The sequence below is a fragment of the Actinoallomurus vinaceus genome, assembly GCF_039542055.1.
Classification (GTDB): Bacteria; Actinomycetota; Actinomycetes; order Streptosporangiales; family Streptosporangiaceae; genus Actinoallomurus; species Actinoallomurus vinaceus.
The window spans coordinates 1-785 of sequence record NZ_BAABHK010000058.1; the positions used below are offsets into that span (position 1 = coordinate 1).

The window sequence follows — 785 nt, forward strand, 5'->3', positions numbered from 1 at the left end:
CTGCTCCAGATACACCACATCCGGCAGATCCGGCTCCGCGAACCGCAAAATACTGAACGGACCACCCGCCGCCGCATGCCCACCCAGATGAAACGGAACCACCTGCAACGTCACATGCGGCAACTCCGTCACCTCGATCAAATACTCCAACTGCCGCCGCATCACCGCAGCCCCACCCAACGGCCGCCGCAACGCCGCCTCATCCACCACCGCCCAAAAATGCGGCGGATCCTCCCCCGTCACCAACGACTGACGCCGCATCCGCAACCCAACCCGCCGCTCGATCTCATGACCCGGCGCATCCGGATGCCCCAGCAACGTCACCGCCCGCGCATAATCCTCCGTCTGCAACAACCCCGGCACGAACTGCACCTCATACGCCCGGATCCGAGACGCCGCCTCCTCCAACCCGATGTACACCTCAAACCACGACGGCAAAATGTCCGAATACGAATGCCACCACCCCGGCTCATTCGCCCGCTCCGCCAACGCCAACATCGCCGCCCGCTCATCCTCCGAGCGCACCCCGTACAAACTCAGCAGATCCGCCACATCCCGCGCCCGGAACCGAACCCGCCCCAACTCCATCCGGCTGATCTTCGAATGCGACGCCCGGATCGCCTCCCCAGCGTCCTCACACGTGATCCCCCGCCCCTCACGCAACCGCCGCAACTGCGCCCCCAGCACAATACGCAGCACCGTCGGACCACCACGATGATGACCGAACAGGCTGCTCACGGCAGTCTCGCCGTCAGGCTGAGAACCGATCACTGCACTCCCCTCAG

General features: G+C 64.8%; 1 protein-coding gene. It reads right to left on the reverse strand.

Going from position 1 to position 785, the window contains the following annotated elements:
* On the reverse strand, window positions 1-738 hold a 738-nt coding region (locus tag ABEA24_RS53340), incomplete at its 3' end, for a helix-turn-helix domain-containing protein (RefSeq protein ID WP_425551346.1).
* Window positions 739-785: the final 47 nt, after the last annotated feature.